The organism is Streptomyces termitum, from assembly GCF_014650175.1.
Taxonomy (GTDB): Bacteria; Actinomycetota; Actinomycetes; order Streptomycetales; family Streptomycetaceae; genus Streptomyces; species Streptomyces termitum.
Map to the genome: position 1 here is coordinate 257,242 of NZ_BMUL01000007.1, position 15,862 is coordinate 273,103.

General features: G+C 76.8%; 12 protein-coding genes. 2 read left to right on the forward strand and 10 right to left on the reverse strand.

Annotated elements, in window-relative coordinates; translation table 11 throughout:
• Positions 1-5 precede the first annotated feature (5 nt).
• On the forward strand, positions 6-4,196 hold the full coding sequence (locus IE219_RS32280) for a HEAT repeat domain-containing protein (RefSeq protein WP_189977804.1): 4,191 nt from the start codon (positions 6-8) through the stop codon (positions 4,194-4,196).
• 40 nt (positions 4,197-4,236) lie between these two features.
• On the opposite strand, the gene IE219_RS16095 is transcribed toward IE219_RS32280, so the two are convergent.
• From IE219_RS16095 to IE219_RS16110, 4 genes are all read right to left on the reverse strand, one after another.
• Complete coding sequence (locus IE219_RS16095; protein ID WP_189977805.1) at positions 4,237-5,025, reverse strand: ABC transporter permease; 789 nt, start codon at positions 5,023-5,025, stop codon at positions 4,237-4,239.
• Positions 5,022-5,972 (reverse strand): ATP-binding cassette domain-containing protein, encoded by a 951-nt coding sequence (locus IE219_RS16100; protein ID WP_229849784.1) that lies wholly within the window; start codon positions 5,970-5,972, stop codon positions 5,022-5,024. Before IE219_RS16100 ends, IE219_RS16095 begins: the two co-directional genes overlap by 4 nt.
• 74 nt (positions 5,973-6,046) lie before the next feature.
• Complete coding sequence (locus IE219_RS16105; protein ID WP_189977809.1) at positions 6,047-6,889, reverse strand: DUF4097 family beta strand repeat-containing protein; 843 nt, start codon at positions 6,887-6,889, stop codon at positions 6,047-6,049.
• Between the two features lie 100 nt (positions 6,890-6,989).
• Complete coding sequence (locus IE219_RS16110; protein ID WP_189977811.1) at positions 6,990-7,511, reverse strand: toxin-antitoxin system HicB family antitoxin; 522 nt, start codon at positions 7,509-7,511, stop codon at positions 6,990-6,992.
• Between the two features lie 252 nt (positions 7,512-7,763).
• On the opposite strand from IE219_RS16110, the gene IE219_RS16115 reads away from it, so the two are divergent.
• Complete coding sequence (locus tag IE219_RS16115; RefSeq protein WP_189977813.1) at positions 7,764-9,176, forward strand: amidase; 1,413 nt, start codon at positions 7,764-7,766, stop codon at positions 9,174-9,176.
• 42 nt (positions 9,177-9,218) lie between these two features.
• Here IE219_RS16115 and IE219_RS16120 read toward each other — a convergent pair whose 3' ends face one another.
• The 6 genes from IE219_RS16120 to IE219_RS16145 form a co-directional block, all read right to left on the reverse strand.
• Positions 9,219-10,640 (reverse strand): choice-of-anchor A family protein, encoded by a 1,422-nt coding sequence (locus IE219_RS16120; protein ID WP_189977815.1) that lies wholly within the window; start codon positions 10,638-10,640, stop codon positions 9,219-9,221.
• 81 nt (positions 10,641-10,721) lie between these two features.
• Positions 10,722-11,615 (reverse strand): peptidoglycan-binding domain-containing protein, encoded by an 894-nt coding sequence (locus tag IE219_RS16125; protein ID WP_189977817.1) that lies wholly within the window; start codon positions 11,613-11,615, stop codon positions 10,722-10,724.
• A gap of 277 nt (positions 11,616-11,892) precedes the next feature.
• Positions 11,893-12,825 carry an ABC transporter ATP-binding protein gene (locus IE219_RS16130; protein WP_189978028.1) on the reverse strand — a complete coding sequence of 311 codons (933 nt, stop codon included), beginning with the start codon at positions 12,823-12,825 and terminating at the stop codon, positions 11,893-11,895.
• 62 nt (positions 12,826-12,887) lie between these two features.
• The gene (locus tag IE219_RS16135; RefSeq protein ID WP_189977819.1) at positions 12,888-13,910 is read right to left on the reverse strand and encodes an ABC transporter ATP-binding protein; all 1,023 of its coding nucleotides are present in this window, start codon (positions 13,908-13,910) and stop codon (positions 12,888-12,890) included.
• Positions 13,910-14,896 carry an ABC transporter permease gene (locus IE219_RS16140; protein ID WP_189977821.1) on the reverse strand — a complete coding sequence of 329 codons (987 nt, stop codon included), beginning with the start codon at positions 14,894-14,896 and terminating at the stop codon, positions 13,910-13,912. Before IE219_RS16140 ends, IE219_RS16135 begins: the two co-directional genes overlap by 1 nt.
• Positions 14,893-15,831 (reverse strand): ABC transporter permease, encoded by a 939-nt coding sequence (locus IE219_RS16145; RefSeq protein WP_189977823.1) that lies wholly within the window; start codon positions 15,829-15,831, stop codon positions 14,893-14,895. Before IE219_RS16145 ends, IE219_RS16140 begins: the two co-directional genes overlap by 4 nt.
• Positions 15,832-15,862 lie beyond the last annotated feature (31 nt).

Here is a 15,862-nt window from a genome sequence, read left to right on the forward strand (position 1 = left end):
CGGCGGTGAGTCCGACATCGCCGCCGCCCCGCATCCCCAGGCCCTCCGGGGTTCCCGCGAGTTCCGAGGCCGCTCTCGCTCTCGCGGCGGAGCCGCCCGAGGGGTGGCGGGGGTGGCCCGCCGGGGTCCTGGTGCCGAGCGTGCGGGTGGCCCTGCTGCGGGCGGAGATCGCCCACCGGCCGGAGGCGCTCGCGGACGAGGAGCGGACGCAGACGCTGTACCAGGCGGTCCGCGCGATCCGCGCCACGGACGCCCCCGCCGGTCTCCCCGCGCTCGTCCGCCTCCTCGCGGGAGGCGCCGACCCGGTCCTGGAGGCCGAGGCGCTGCGGCTGGTCCGCGAGGGCGTGCGGACGGCGGCCCTGCGCCCCGCCCCCGCCCGGGAGGTCCTGGCCGGACTGCTGGAGTCGCCCGCCGACACCGTCGTACGCGACGCCCTCACCGAACTCGCCGAGCCCTGGGCCCGCGTCGACCCGCTGCCCGCCGACCGGCCGGCGCGGCTCGTCCGGCCCGGCACCGCCGGGCCCGCGCTCACCGTGCTCGCCGCCCACGGCCACGCCGGTCCGCTGCGCCGGGCCGCCGGGGACCCGGAGGCGGAGCCCGGCACCCGGCGGCGCGCGCTCGCCCTCCTCGGCGGCCTCGCCCACCGCGACGACGTCCCCGCGCTCCTCGCGCTCGCCGGACGGGACCCGCTGCTGCTCGCCGGGCCCGCGCTGGACTGCCTGCGCGCGATGCACCGGCGCGGCCACTTCGCCACCGACGCGGACGTCCCGGCCGTCCTCGCCCTCGCGCTCGCCGACCACACGGTCCCCGCCCGCACCGTCGCCACCGTCCTCTTCACCTCCCGCCACGCCCTCCTCGACCTGCTCGCCGACGCCCCGCCGGACGATCCGCACCGGCGGCGCCGGCTCGACCTGCTCGTCGCCCTGGACGGGCAGGGCACCGGCGGCCTCCCGGTCGCCGCCCGGATCGCCCGCGCCCTGCCGGCCGCCACCGACCCCGCGCCGTCCCTCCGCGCGCTCCGGACCCTCGCCGACCCCGCCACCGAGGACGCCGTCCTCGCCGCCCTCCCCACCGCACCGGCCGCCGCCCTCGACGCGCTGGAGGCGGTGGGCGGCGAGCGGACCGTCCGCGTCCTGGCCGCCGCCCTCGGACTGGCCCCGGCCCTCGGCCCGGACCCGGAGGCGGAGGAAGCGGAGGAGGGCGTCGCGCGGGCGCTCCGGGGGTTCCAGGGACGGGCGCTGGAACTGCTCTGGCTGCTCGCCGGGGACGCCGGGACGCGCCACCGGATCCTCGACCGGATCGACACCGGGCGGCTGCCCCACCGGATCCTCGCCGACCTCGGCGGCCCGGACGAGCGCGAAGCCGTCCTCCTCGCCGCCCACCTGGACCCGGCGGACCCCGTGGACGCGCTGTGCCGGCTCGCCGCGCACGGCGGGCCGGGCGTCCTCCCGGTCCTCTCCGACCTGCTGCTCCGGATCGCCGGAGAGCTGGCCGCGGCCTGGGACGGCGCGGGCGCGGAGCCCGTACCCGACGGGGAACCGGCCGTTCCGGCGGCGGTCGTGGACGCGGTGCGCTCCCTCGGCGAGCGGCTGCGCGGGCGCGGCCGGATCCGGCCGGTCCACCTCCTCGACGCGCCCGTCACCGGAGCCGGGGCGGCGCTCCTCACCGGCATGGTCCTCGACCTGCTCGACCGGCCGGACCTCGCCACGGGCGAGCGGCGGGTCCTGCTGCGGCTGCTGCTCGACCTGCCGGACGCGCCGCACCGGCGGATCGCGGCCCGCGTCCACCGCCTCCTGCGCCACCCCGACCGGCACGTGCGCAAACAGGCCGTCGCCCTCCTCGCGCGCGGGCCCGAGGGCGACGAGGGCGTCGGGGCCGTCTCCGCGTCGCTCCTCGCGCTGACCGGACCCGACCGGGACCCGCAGACCGTGCGCCAGACCCTCGACGCCCTCGGCGGGGCCCGCGCCCGGTGGGCGGCGGAGGCCGTCGCGAGCTGCCTCGACCACCCCGTCATGAACGTCCGCAAGACCGCCGCCCGCGCCCTCGCCACCGCCGGGACGGCCGCCGCCGTGCCGCCCCTCCTCCACCACCTCGGCCGCACCGACAACCCCGGCCTGCGCGGCCTCCTCCTCGACGCCCTCGGCGCGATCCTCGGCGACACCCGCACGGCCGCCGTCACCGCCGCCGCCGAGCGCGCCGCCGACGCCCGCGTCCGCGCCCGGCTGTCGGCCGCCACCGCACCGGACCCCGCCCCCGACGCGGACGGGGCCGACCTCCGCCACCTGGCGGAACGGGGCTGGGACCCGGAGCGGGCCCTCCGGCTCGCCGCCCGCGCCGCCGCCCCCGGCACCGCCACCGTCGGGTGGGCGCCGGTGCTGCGCCCGTACCTCTCCGACTGGCTCCTGCTCGCCGCCGGTCCGGCCCCCGCGCGGCGGACCGTCCTCGCCGCCCTGCCGACCGCCGTCTGCCCCGGCCCGTGGCAGCCGCACGAGCGCGGCACCCTCGCCCGGCACGCCGGGGTGCTCCTCGACGGCCTCGCGGAGGCCGGACCGGAGGAACGCGACGGGCTGCTCGCCCTCCTGGAGGCCGCCGCCCCGCACCTCGCGCCCGAGGCCGCCGCCAAGGCCGTCGCCGCCGTCCGCGCCCTGCCCCCGCGCCGCCCCGGCCGCCGTTCCGCGCTGCCGCTGCTCCGGCTCGCCGGGGCCGTCGTGGTCCGCGCCGACCTCGACCGCGAACTGGCGGCCACCGACCTCGCCGACGACCCGCCGACCGCCCGCGCCCGCCTCCTGCGCGAGACCTTCGGCCTCGGCCGGCCGGCGGCGGAGCACCCGCCCTGGTACGGCGAACTCGCCGCCGCCGTACGGGAACCGGCGGACCTGGCGGCGCTGCGCGCGCGGGGCGTCGCCGCCGGTTCGCGCGCCCTGCTCACCGCGCTCGCCGCCGTCCAGGCCGACGCCCCGCCCGCCGTACGGGCCGCGCTCGTCGACTGGATGACGGAGCTCCAGCCGCTCGGCGCCCCGGAGTGGACCCTCGGCGAACCCCCCGCGCCCCGCCCCGGCCACCGGGCCGGAGCACCGCGCTCCGCCGCCCTCCGCGCCGCGACGCTCGCGCTGCTGGCCTCGGACGACGCCGGGCGGCGGAACGCCGCCGCGCGGACGCTGCTCGGCTGGCCCGAGCCGGACACCCGTGCCGCCCTCCTCGACGCGTACCTGCGCGGCCGGGTGGAGCTCCCGGACACCGCCGGGCTCCAGGAGGACGCGGCCCGCCTCCTCGCGGCGGCCGATCCCGCCGCGCTGCTCGCCGACGCCGCCGGGGCCGTACGCGCCGCCGGTCTGGCCGCCCGCTTCGACCCCGGCCCGCTCGTGCCGCTGGCCCCGCTCCTCCTGGCCCTGTGGGAGCACGGCCCCCGCGAGGCCCGGCCCCAGGCGTTCACCGCGCTGTGCCGTACGCCCGCCGACGCCCTGGCGGCCCTCCTGGAGCCCCGGCTCGCCGCCGGGGCGACGGGCCTCCTCGCCCCGCTGGCCGGCCGACCCCTGCTGCGCACCCCGCTCCTGGACCGGCTGGCGCGGCGGCATCCGGAGGCCGGACTGCTGCTCGTCGACGGCCCGCTGCGCGATCCGGGGACGGCCGGGCGGGACGCGGCGGCCCTCCGCGCGCTGCGTGAACGCGCCCCGGCCGCCGGACCGTCCGCCGCCCCCGCCGCCGAGGACCCGGCCGTCCTGCTGCGCTCGCCGGACCCGCGCCGGGTCCGCCGGGGCCTGGCCCGCCTCGTCGAGGACACCGCCCCGGGCACGGACGGCCTGGCCGGACTCCTCGAAGGGCTGCTGTCCCACCGCGACACGGGGGTACGGCTCCACGCGCACCGCGCCTCGCGCGCGCTCCTCGACCGGGACGCCCACCTGCGGCTGACGGAGCGGCTGCTCGGCGACCCGAACCCGGACGTCGTGCGCGGCGCGGTCCGGACCCTGGCCGGCGCCCGCCGCGCCTCCGCCGCCCCCGCGCTCGTCGCCCTCCTCGGCCACGGCCGGGAGCCGGTGCGCCGGTCCGCCGGGGAGGCGCTGCTGCGCCTCGGCCCGGCGGCGGTCCCGGCCCTGCGCCGCGCCGCCTCCCGGGCCCGCCCGGACCGCCGCCCGGTCTACGAGGAGCTGCTGGCGGGGATCGGGGACGACGGCACGGACGGTACGGCCCCGGAGTGATCGGAGCCGTACCGCCCGTGCCGTACCGGGGTGGCGGGGGTCAGCGGGGGTCCTTGCGGAAGGTCCGGGCCGCCCAGAGGTAGCCGAGGGCGCTGAGGCCGAGGCACCAGGCGAGCGAGAGCCACCCGTTGGAGCCGATCTCCGTGCCGAGGAGGAGGCCGCGGAGGGTCTCGATGGCGGGGGTGAAGGGCTGGTGGGCGGCGATCGGCCGGAACCAGCCGGGCATCGATTCGACCGGCACGAAGGCGCTGGAGATGAGCGGGAGGACGACCAGCGGGAGGGCGTTGTTGCTGGCGGTCTCCGCGTTGGGGCTGACCAGGCCCATGCCGACGGCGAGCCAGGTCAGGGCGAGGGAGACCAGCACCATCAGGCCGAGGGCGGCCAGCCATTCGACGGCGGTGGCGCCGGTGGAGCGGAAGCCGATGGCGACGGCCACGGCGCCGACGAGCAGCACGCTCATCACGCACTGGAGGACGCTGCCCGCGACGTGCCCGAGCAGGATCGACGGGCGGTGGATGGCCATGGTGCGGAAGCGGGCGACGATGCCCTCGGTCATGTCGTTCGAGACGGAGACCGCGGTGCCCACCGCCGTGCCGCCCACCGTCATCATCAGGATGCCGGGGACGAGGTAGGCGATGTACGCGGAGCGGTCGGCGCCCCCGCCGATGCCGGCGCTCATCACGTCGCCGAAGACGTAGACGAACAGCAGCAGCATCATCACCGGCGTGAGGAGCAGGTTGAGGGTGAGGGAGGGGTAGCGGCGGGCGTGCAGGAGGTTGCGGCGGAGCATCGTGCGGGAGTCGCGGACCGCGAGGGAGAAGGAGCTCATCGGGGGGTCTCCTGGGTGAGGGCGAAGAAGACGTCGTCCAGGTCGGGCGTGTGCACGGTGAGTTCGTCGGCCTCGACGCCGGCCGCGTCGAGCCGGTCGAGGAGCGCGCGCAGGTCGCGCTGGCCGCCGTCGCCCGCGATCCGGAGGGTGAGGGCCTCGTCGTCCCGGGCGGACCCGGGCAGCGCGCCGGCGGCGGCCCGGTAGGCGTCGGGGCGGGTGAAGCGGAGGCGGACGTGGCCGCCGGGGATCTGGCGCTTGAGCTGGTCGGGGGTGCCTTCGGCGACGATGCGTCCGCCGTTGAGGACGGCGACGCGGTCGGCGAGTTCGTCGGCCTCCTCCAGGTACTGGGTGGTGAGGAAGACGGTGACGCCGTCGGTGACGAGGTCCCGGACGACCTGCCACATGGTGTGGCGGGAGCGGGGGTCGAGGCCGGTGGTGGGCTCGTCGAGGAAGATGACCCGGGGGCCGCCGACGAGGGTCATGGCGATGTCGAGGCGGCGCTTCATGCCGCCGGAGTAGGTGGCGGCGGGCTTCCGCGCGGCGTCGGTCAGGTCGAAGCGGGCGAGGAGTCCGGCGGCGACCCGCCGGCCCTCCGGCCGGGGCAGGTGGTGCAGGTCGGCCATGAGGAGCATGTTCTCCTCGCCGGTGATGAGGCCGTCGACGGCGGAGAACTGGCCGGTGACGCCGATGGCGGCGCGGATGGCCTGGGGCCGGGCGGCGAGGTCGTGGCCCGCGACGCGGACGGTGCCGGCGTCGGGGGAGACGAGGGTGGAGAGGATCTTGACGGCGGTGGTCTTCCCGGCGCCGTTGGGGCCGAGGAGGGCGAAGACGGTGCCCGGGGCGACGGTGAGGTCGACGCCGTCGAGGACGGTCTTGTCGCCGTACGCCTTGCGCAGTCCGGTCGCGGCGATGGCGGCGGTCGCCGTCTCCACCTTTGGTGTGGGCATGACAGAAGAAGGCATGGGGCCCTCCGATCGAAGGGTGGGGAGGAAAGAGGGGGGAGCGGGGGAGGGGTGCGGGGTCAGCCCCGGGCGCGGCGGATGTCGATGTTGCCGTACTGGGTGCGGGCGCGGACCCGGACGGTCTCCTCCGGGCCCTCCGGCGCCCCGGAGGCGGTGAGCCCGTTCCGTACCTGCCCGGAGTCCGAGGCGGCGTCGAGCCAGGCGGCGGTGCCCTCGCGGACGCCGATGTCGATGGAGCCGGAGCTGGTCTCCAGCCGGAGGGTGCCCCGGACGGCCTCGCCGATCCGCACCGAGCCGTGCGCGGTCGTCGCGGTCACCGAGTCCTCGGCGCGGTCGACGCTGATGTCGCCGTGCGAGCCGTTCACACGGATCTCGCCGGTGGCGGCGCCGAGGGTGGTGGTGCCGTGCGAGTTCTTGAGGACGCCGGTCCCGTCGATCAGGCCGACGCGGATGCTGCCGGAGCTGGTGGTGATCTCGGCCGGGCCCGCCACGCGGTCCACGGTGATCGAGCCGTGCGAGGCGGTCAGGCGGAGCGGGCCGGTGGTGTCGAGCCGGACGTCGCCGGCCGAGGTCTTGACGGCGACCTCGCCGAAGCGGCCCTCGCCGAGGACCTGCGTCCAGGCGCCGGTCAGGTCGATCCGGGAGCCCTCGGGCAGCTCCACCGTCACGTCGACCACGCCGGTGCGGCCGAAGAGGCCGGACTTGGGGGTCCTGAGGGTGAGTTCGCCCTTCGCGCAGCCGATCTCGGTCTGGCCGGCGGCCCGCACGTCGAGGTCCTTCTCGGGGTTGCGCGGGCGGACCTCGACGACGGTGTCCGCGCGGTCGCCGGCGATGAACTGGATGGAGCCGGCCTCGACGCGTGCCGTGACCGCGATCGGAGCAGGGGTGTCGAAAGAAGGCATGGCTGTCCCGTCCTCTTGACTCGTGGAAGCGTCCCCGCAGGTGGGACGTGGTGGGGTGGCGCGGGTTCTCTGGGGTCTTCGTGGTTCCCGGGGGTCCGGGTCAGCGGACCCAGCCGGTGATGCTCTGGCCGAGGGTCCGGGGCTTCTCCGCCGGGCGCGGCCGGGCGCCGCCGCCGTCGACCGCCGCCGTCACGGCCCGGACGAGCCAGGCGTTGACCGACAGTCCCTCGCGGTTCGCGGCCTCTTCGGCGCGGGCCTTGAGGTGGGCCGGCAGGCGCAGGTTCACCCGGGCGACGCCGCCCTCGTCGCCCTCGGGGAGGGCGGGCGCCGCGAGCGGCTCGGGGGCGGGCGCCGGTGCGGCGGGGGCGCCGCTGTCGACGGGCGGCCGGGTCACGACGAAGTCGGGGTCGAGGCCGCGGAGCCGTACGTCGACCGAGCCGGGGGCGAGTTCGCGGGTGATCTCGTCCGTGGCGGCGGAGAGCACGTTCAGCATGGTCAGGCGGGCGGCCGACTCCAGGGGGGCGGTCAGTCGCTCGGCCAGCTCGCGGGCTTCGTCGCCACCGGCTTCGGCGGCCACCGCGAGTTCGCGGCGGAGGCTTTCGACGTACGGGGTGAGGTCCATGACGTCATCATGGCACCACTATGGCGCCACGTGCAAGCTTTTGTGGCGCCATTCGAGGTCAAGTGTGCGCTGAATGGCTCTGGCCTGTGGAAATGAGGGATGGTGCCATGTGGTGCCATGTGGTGCCACGCCGTGGCACCCCTCCTCCGCCTCTCGCGCCGGGCCCGCTTCGGCGCGTGACGGCCCTCGCGTGTTACCGGCGGGTACGCCATGATGGCGGCATCCATCCACGACACCGGGGGCTGAGGCCGCGTGACGACGTTCGAGAAACCGGTCAGGGTGCACGCCTTTTGCGACGACTCCCTCGGGGAGCACGACGCCGTCGGCCTCGCCGGGGCGATCCGGCGGGGCGAGGTGAGCGCCGCCGAGGCCGCCCGGGACGCGACCGCCCGCCTCCGCGCCGTCGCCGAGCTGAACGCGGTGGAGGTCCCGCTCGACCCGCCCGCCCTCGGCGGCGCCCGCGGCGGCGTCTTCGCCGGGGTCCCCACCCTGGTCAAGGACAACACCGACTACGCGGGCCTGCCCACCGGCCACGGCAGCGCCGCCTTCACGCCCCGGCCCGCCCGGCGGCACGCCCCCTTCGTCCGCCAGCTCCTCTCCACCGGTGTCACGGTGCTCGGCAAGACCCGGCTGCCGGAGTTCGGCTTCAGCCCGAGCACCGAGTACGAGGACGCCGCCCCGGTCCGCAATCCGTGGCACACCGGCCACTCGGCGGGCGGCTCCTCCGGCGGTGCCGCCGCGCTCGTCGCCGCCGGGGCCGTCCCGCTGGCCCACGCCAACGACGGCGGCGGCTCCATCCGGATCCCCGCCGCCTGCTGCGGACTCGTCGGCCTCAAGCCCACCCGGGGCCGGGTCGCCGGGAACGACCAGAGCCGGCACCTGCCCATCGACCTGGTCACCGACGGCGTCGTCACCCGCACCGTCCGGGACTCCGCCGCCTTCCTCGCCGCCGCCGAACGCCACCTGCGCTCCCCGAAGCTGCCGCCGGTCGGCCTGGTCGAGGGCCCCTCGGGGCGCCGCCTGCGGGTCGGCTTCCTGCACGACTCGCCGGCCGGTGTCCCCTGCGACGACGACACCCGCGCCGCCGTCACCGCCACGGCCGACGCCCTGCGGGGCCTCGGCCACCGCGTCGAACCCGTCGGGATGGACCTCGACCCGCGCTTCACGGAGGACTTCCTCACCTACTGGGGGATGCTCTCCTTCCTCCTCGGCGCCACCGGCCGCACCCTCGGCGAGGGCTTCGACCGCCACCGCATGGACGGCCTCAGCCGCGGTCTGCGCGAGGAGTACGTGAAGCGGTGGCGGGACACCCCCGGCGTGGTGCGGCGCCTCAAGCGCGCCAGGGAGGGGTACGCGGCGGCCTTCCGGGGCCTCGACCTCGTCCTCACCCCGGTCCTGGCGCACCCCGCGCCCGCGCTCGGGCACCTCGCCCCGACCGTCCCGTACGCCACCCTGGTCGAGCGGATCCTCGCGTACGTCGCCTACACGCCGATCGACAACGTCGTCGGCACCCCGTCGCTCTCGCTGCCCAGCCCGCACGCCACCGCCGCCGGACTGCCGGTCGGCGTGCTCCTCTCGGGGCGGCCGGGCAGTGAACGCACCCTGCTGGAGGCCGCGTTCGCCCTGGAGGCGGAACGCCCCCTCCGCCGCATCCAGGACGTATGACCGGAAGGCGGCGGAGGGGGCGCGGGGAAGGGGCGGCGCGGATCAGTGGCGCTGCCTGCGGCGGCGGCTCAGCACGAGGAAGCCGCCGCCCAGGGCGGCCAGCGCGGCGGCGCCGCCGAGGTACGGGCCGAACTGCGCGCCCGTGGTGGCCAGCGAGCCGTCCTCGTCGCCCGGCGCCGGGGCCGGGGCGCCCGGCGTGGTGCTCTGCGAGGAGGACGGGGCGGGCTCCGTGGCGCCAGGCGCGGGCGGGGTGGCGCCGCCGCCCTCCGGGGTCGTCGGGGCGGGCGCGGGCGGGGTGGTCGCCTCGCCGGGCGGCGGGGTCGTGCCCGCCGGCGTGGTCGGCTCCGGCGGGGCGGGCGTGCCGGTCGGGGTGCCCGGCTTCGGCGGCTTCGGCACGCAGGTGAACGAAGGGGAGCCGTTCCACGGGTAGTTGTGCGTCTCGTTGCCCGAGCCGTGGGTGCGCAGGTCGCCGCCGACGTAGACGCGGCCGTTGGTGCTCGCGGTCAGGTCCGCCGACGCCTCGGGGGCCAGGATCGAGCCCATGAAGTTGCCGCCGCCGCCGAGGCGGAGCGACTTGGTGCCCTTGAAGTTGTAGAGGATGCGGGAGGCGGCCTCGCCGAACTTCGGGGAGGAGTAGACGTCCACCCGGTCGTCGTTGAAGCCGACCGCCATCGGGTCGACCGAGACGGTGCCCCCGCCCGCCACGTTGACCAGCACCGACACCCCGGCGGGGATCTTCTTGAAGAGGAAGGTCGAGGCGCCGTCGAGGTCGGCCGCCGGGAGGTCGAAGACCTGGGTGCCGGTGCTGGTGCCGGTGCCGGAGCCGCCGGTGAAGGTGACGGTGCCGCCCGAGCGGACCGCGGTGCCGGTGGCGGGCAGGGCGCCGAGCCGGGCCGACTCGTCGCGGACCAGGGTGCCGAAGGAGTCGTACGGGGCCAGCGCCGCGCGGGCGCCGGTGCCGGAGGAGCGGGAGCCGCCGTTGGTCTCCAGCCGGCCCTTCTCGTCGATCTTGCCGCCGACCTGGACCGAGCCGCCGTAGCGCGGACCCGCGGTCAGGCCGTGGCCGACGTCGACGGTGGTGCCGGACGCGATGCCGAGGTCGCCGCCGACGGCCAGCATCAGCGCGCCGGACTCGGGCAGGATGCCCGAACCCGCGCCGACCCGGCCGACGTTGAAGACGCCGCCGGACGCCTTGGCGAAGGTGGCGTCGCCGCCGACGACGAGCAGGCCCTCGGCCTCCGCCGTCCCGCCGTCGGCGGTGTAGTCGCCGCCCGCGTACAGGGCCACGTTGGCGTCGGTGAAGCGGGGGACCTGGCCGATGCCGGGCTCCTGGCCCGGTACGGGGCAGGACGTGGCGCGGTCGGCGGTGAGGGCCGTCACGGGGGCGGCGTGGGCGGTCGCGGGGACGGCGGCGATGCCGAGGGCGAGGCCCAGGGCCGCGGTGGCGGCGGGGGTGCGGTGCATGGGTGTTCCGTTTCGCTTTTCTCGTGGGGGCGGAAGACGGGTGGGGGCGGAAGAAGGACGGGGCGGCGGGGCCGCGAGGGGTCAGCGGACCAGGTCGCGCAGGGCCGCGAGGGTCAGCGGGCCGCACACGCCCGACCGCTCCCGCAGGCCCAGGGCCCACTGGAAGCGGCGCACGGACTGGGCGAGGGAGTCGGAGAACCAGCCGTCGACGGGCCCCCGGTACAGCCCGAGCGTCCGGAGCGCGCGCTGCACGTCGGCGACGTCCGGCCCGCTGCTGCCGACCCGGAGGCCGTCCGACGGCCGGTCCCAGCCGTGGCCCTTGTCCCGGTCGTGGCCCTTGTCCCGGTCGTGGGCCGGGGGCGCGGGCGGAGTGGACGGGGGCGGTGCCGGGCGGGTCGGGGGGACCCGTGCCGGGGGCGCGGTGGTGACCGGCGCGGTGGGCGGGGCCGCGGGCGGCGCGCTCGTGGCCGGTGCGGAGGGGGTCCGCGCGGGCGGCGCGGCGGTGGTGGTCCGCGCCGGGGCGGCGCGGACCGCCGCGGTCGCGGTGGGCGTCGCGGCGGGGGTACGGGTGGGGGCGCCGGTCGCGGTGGGCGCGGCGCCCGTGCCCGCGGGAGTCGGGCCGGACGGCGGCGGGGGCAGGTCGGGCATCGCGAGGGTGGTGCCGGAGAGGGCGGGCGAGGCCGGCTGGGCGGCCAGGTAGACCGGGAGCGCGGCGCCGGCCCCGGCCGCCAGCACGGTCACGATCAGGGGCGGGAGCGACAGGCCGCCGCGCCGGGCCGAGGGCCGGGCGGCGTGCCGGGGAGCCCGGGGTGCGGCGTCGGACGGCGGGGCGGCGTCGAAGAGTTCGACGTCCTGCTCGCGCACTCCGGCTCCGGCGCGGTCCGGGCCCGCGACCACGCCGAAGACGTGTCGCGGGGGAGTGGGTTCGGGGGCGACCGGAGTGACTGCTGTGGTCAGGGCAGTCCTGTGGCGCATCAAAGGGCTCCAGTTGAGGGGAAACCGTGAGGGATGCGGAGAAGCCGTGGAGGGGCGGCGAATCCAGGGAGAGTTTGAGTCCCGGTCAAAGTAAGCGTCAACTGTGCGCGATACGGGTGAATCAGGGAGCTGCGGAACTTGTCTCCTTAAACGGTCCTTAACCTGTGATGCACCTCACATCAGGATGCCGGTTCCGGGCCGGGACGCGACGAAGGGGCGGGCCCCGCGCAGGACACGTGACGTCCTGCGCGGGGCCCGCCCCCGACCGCCTCCCGGCTCAGCCCTCCTCCGGGAAGTGGCAGGCCACTTCCCGGGGTTCGCCCGGCGCGAGCAACCGCAGCACCGGCGCCTCGGTGCGGCAGACGCTCCGCGCCTTCGGGCAGCGCGGGTGGAAGGAGCAGCCCGGCGGCGGCGCCGCCGGACTCGGCGGATCGCCCAGCAGCGTGATCCGCTCCCGGGTCCGCTCCGCCGCCGGATCCGGCAGCGGCACGGCGGAGAGCAGCGCCCGCGTGTAGGGGTGCGCCGGGGCCCCGTACACCCGGTCCTTGGCGCCGACCTCCACGATCCGGCCGAGGTACATGACCGCCACCCGGTCGCAGACCCGCTTCACCACCGACAGGTCGTGCGCGACGAAGAGGTAGGCCAGGCCCAGCTCGCGCTGGAGCCGCTCCATCAGATTGACGATCTGCGCCTGCACCGACACGTCGAGCGCGGAGACCGGCTCGTCGGCGACGACCAGGCGCGGCCCGGTCGCCAGCGCGCGGGCGATGCCGATGCGCTGGGCCTGCCCGCCGGAGAACTCGTGCGGACGCCGGTCCGCGTGCTCCGGGATCAGCCCGACCAGCTCCATCAGCTCCAGCGCCCGCTCGCGCGCCCCGGCGGCCGAACTCCCCTGCACCAGCAGCGGATCGGCGATGATCCGGGCCACCGACTGGCGCGGGTTGAGCGAGGAGTGCGGGTCCTGGAAGACCATCTGGATCTCGCGGCGCAGCGGCTTCAGCGCCCGCTGCGACAGCCGGCCGATCTCCCGCCCGTCGTACTCCACGGTGCCGGCGGTCGGTTCGAGCAGCCGGACGATCATCCGGCCGGTGGTCGACTTGCCGCAGCCGGACTCCCCGACCAGCCCCAGGGTCTCGCCCGCCGCCAGGTCGAAGCTCACCCCGTCCACGGCCCGCACGGGCGCCGAGCGGCGGCGGCCCGGGAAGGTCATGGCGAGGTCCCGCACCCGCAGCAGCGGGGGCGCCGGATCCTTGGCGGGCGGGCGGATGGCGGTCACGGGGCGACCCCTTCGTACGCGGGAAAGGCCGGGAAGGCGGCGAAGTGGCAGGCGGCGGTGTGCCCCTCGGGGCCGCCGAGCGGAGGGCGCTCCCCGGCGCACCGCTCGCGCTCCGCCGGGCTCCCGGCGGCGGCGCGGGCGCAGCGCGGCGCGAAGGCGCAGCCGGGGGCGGGGTCGAGCAGCGACGGCGGGGACCCGGGGATCGCCCGCAGCGGTACGTCGTCGGGGTCGTCGAGCCGGGGCAGCGAGTCCAGCAGCCCCTGGGTGTACGGATGCGCCGGGTGGGCGAACAGGGCGTCCACCGGGGCCTGTTCGGCCGCCCGACCGCCGTACATGACGAGCACCTCGTGGGCGACCCGGGCGACCACCCCCAGATCGTGGGTGATCATGACGACGGAGAGCCGCCGCTCCTGCTGGAGCCGGGCGAGCAGGTCGAGGATCTGGGCCTGCACGGTCACGTCGAGGGCGGTGGTCGGCTCGTCGGCGATGAGCAGGTCCGGCTCGCAGACCAGCGCCATCGCGATCATCACCCGCTGCCGCATGCCGCCGGAGAACTGGTGCGGGTACTCGCCCACGCGGCGCTTCGGCTCGGGGATGCCGACCTCGGCGAGCGCCTCGACGGCGCGGGCGCGGGCGGCGGCCCGCCGGGTGCCGAAGTGGACCCGGTGGTGCTCGGCGATCTGCTCGCCGACCGTGTAGTACGGATGGAGGCTGGAGAGCGGGTCCTGGAAGATCATCGCCATCCGGCGGCCGCGCAGCCGGCTCAGCTCGCGGTCGGGCATGCCGACGAGTTCGCGCCCGTCGAGGGCGACGGAGCCGGTGACCTCGGCCCCGGTGTGCAGGCCCATCACGGCGAGCGAGGTCACCGACTTGCCGGAGCCGGACTCGCCGACGATGCCGAGGGTGCGGCCGTGCGGCACGTCGAAGGAGAGCCCGTCCACGGCCCGGACGGGGCCGCGCGGGGTGCGGAAGGTGACGCCGAGGTCCCGCACGGTCAGCAGCGGTTCGGGGGCGGCCATCAGTACCTCACTCGCGGGTCGACGACGGCGTACAGCAGGTCCACGGCGAGGTTGGCGACGACGATGAAGGTCGCCGCCAGCAGCGTCACGCCGAGGATGACGGGCTGGTCCCCGGAGGTGAGCGCGCCGTAGAAGAGGCGGCCGACGCCGGGCAGTCCGAAGAGGGACTCGGTGATGACGGCGCCCGCCAGCAGCCCGCCCAGGTCCATGCCGAAGAGGGTGAGGACCGGCGTCATCCCGGCCCGCAGCCCGTGCTTGACGACGACCGTGCGGCGCGGCAGCCCCTTGGCGCGGGCGGTGCGGATGTACGGCTCCGCCATCGACTCGATCATCGAACTCCGGCTCTGCCGGGCGTACATGGCGGCGTACAGGACCGCCAGCGCCACCCACGGCAGGATCAGGTTGGAGGCCCAGCCGAGCGGGTCCGAGGTGAGGGACACGTACTGCGGGTAGGGCAGCAGCCCGGTGAGCCGGATCAGGCCGTAGATGAGGAGCACGGCGGTGAAGTAGACCGGCAGGGAGGCGGCGGCGACCGCGCCGACCATCAGGACCCGGTCGGTGAGGGTGTCCTTGCGGAGCGCGGCCGTCACGCCGGCGGTGAGGCCGAGGGCCAGCCAGAGGACGGCGGCGCCGACCGCGAGCGAGGCGGAGACCGGCAGCCGGTCGACGAGCAGGTCCCAGACGTTCTCGCTGTTCTCGTACGAGTAGCCCAGGCACGGGAAGTCGCAGCGCAGCGCGTACTGGCCGGTGCCCATGGTCCGGCCGGTGAAGATGCCGGTGACGAAGTCGGCGAACTGCCGCCACAGCGGGGCGTCCAGGCCCATGTGGGCGCGGATCGCCTCCAGCCGTTCGTCGCTGCACGCCTTGCCGCAGGCGGCGGCGGCCGGGTCGGAGGGCAGCACGTAGAAGATGGTGAAGGTGACGGCGGCGATGGCGAGGAGGACGCCGAGGACCCCGAGGAGCCGGCGGCCGAGGTAGAGGATCACGAGCGGCTCCCCCGGGGGTCGAGGACGTCGCGCAGCGCGTCGCCGAGGAGGGTGAAGGCCAGCACGGTGAGGAAGAGGCAGAAGCTCGGGACGAGGAAGTACATGGGGTCCGTGTCGTAGTAGGCGACGCTCTCGGCGATCATCTGGCCCCAGGACGGGGTCGGCGGGCGGACGCCGACGCCGAGGTAGCTGAGCGCGGCCTCGGTGGCGATCATGCCGGGGACCAGGAGCGTGGTGTAGGCGATGACGGGTCCCGCGACGCCCGGCAGGATGTCGCGGGCGAGGATCCGCCAGGGGCCCGCGCCGCCGACCCGGGCCGCGTCGACGTACTCGCGGTGCTTGAGCGAGAGGGTCTGGCCGCGCACCACCCGGGCCACGCCGGGCCAGCCGAAGAGGCCGATGACCAGGACCATCAGGAGGATCCGGTTGACGTCCCTGGCCACCGACATCATCGCGATCATGAAGATGAGGGAGGGGAAGGACATCGTGAGGTCCATCAGCCGGGAGAGCACGGTGTCGGTGCGCCCGCCGAAGTAGCCCGCGGCGATCCCGGCGGTCGTCCCGGCGAGGACGACGATCGCGGTGGCGGCGAAGGCGATGAGCAGGGAGACCTGGGCGCCGTGCACGACCCGGGCGAACAGGTCGCGGCCGGTGACGGGTTCGACGCCGAGCCAGTGCTCGGCGGAGACCCCGCCGAGCGGCCCGAGCGGCAGGCCGCCGAGGTAGGGGTCGACGGCCGACTTGTCGAACTCCTCGGGGCCCCAGCCGCCCAGCGAGGAGATCAGCGGGGCGGCCGCGGCCATCAGCGCGAAGAGGACGATGACGGCGGCGGCGACCTGGAGCGAGACGCGGCGGCGGAGTTCGGCGCGGACGAGCCGCCAGGCCCCGCCCCCGTGGGCGGGGGCGGTGGCGGCGGTGGCGGGAGGTGCGGTCATGGTCGGGGTGTCCTTCGGTCCGTCCGCCGCT

What these genes read in the sequence shown, in the direction of transcription:
- IE219_RS16095 (WP_189977805.1), bottom strand. Translation starts at nt 5,025, where the DNA reads ATGAGCTCCTTCTCCCTCGCGGTCCGCGACTCCCGCACGATGCTCCGC.
- IE219_RS16100 (WP_229849784.1), bottom strand. Translation starts at nt 5,972, where the DNA reads ATGCCCACACCAAAGGTGGAGACGGCGACCGCCGCCATCGCCGCGACC.
- IE219_RS16105 (WP_189977809.1), bottom strand. Translation starts at nt 6,889, where the DNA reads ATGCCTTCTTTCGACACCCCTGCTCCGATCGCGGTCACGGCACGCGTC.
- IE219_RS16110 (WP_189977811.1), bottom strand. Translation starts at nt 7,511, where the DNA reads ATGGACCTCACCCCGTACGTCGAAAGCCTCCGCCGCGAACTCGCGGTG.
- IE219_RS16120 (WP_189977815.1), bottom strand. Translation starts at nt 10,640, where the DNA reads ATGCACCGCACCCCCGCCGCCACCGCGGCCCTGGGCCTCGCCCTCGGC.
- IE219_RS16125 (WP_189977817.1), bottom strand. Translation starts at nt 11,615, where the DNA reads ATGCGCCACAGGACTGCCCTGACCACAGCAGTCACTCCGGTCGCCCCC.
- IE219_RS16130 (WP_189978028.1), bottom strand. Translation starts at nt 12,825, where the DNA reads ATGACCTTCCCGGGCCGCCGCCGCTCGGCGCCCGTGCGGGCCGTGGAC.
- IE219_RS16135 (WP_189977819.1), bottom strand. Translation starts at nt 13,910, where the DNA reads ATGGCCGCCCCCGAACCGCTGCTGACCGTGCGGGACCTCGGCGTCACC.
- IE219_RS16145 (WP_189977823.1), bottom strand. Translation starts at nt 15,831, where the DNA reads ATGACCGCACCTCCCGCCACCGCCGCCACCGCCCCCGCCCACGGGGGC.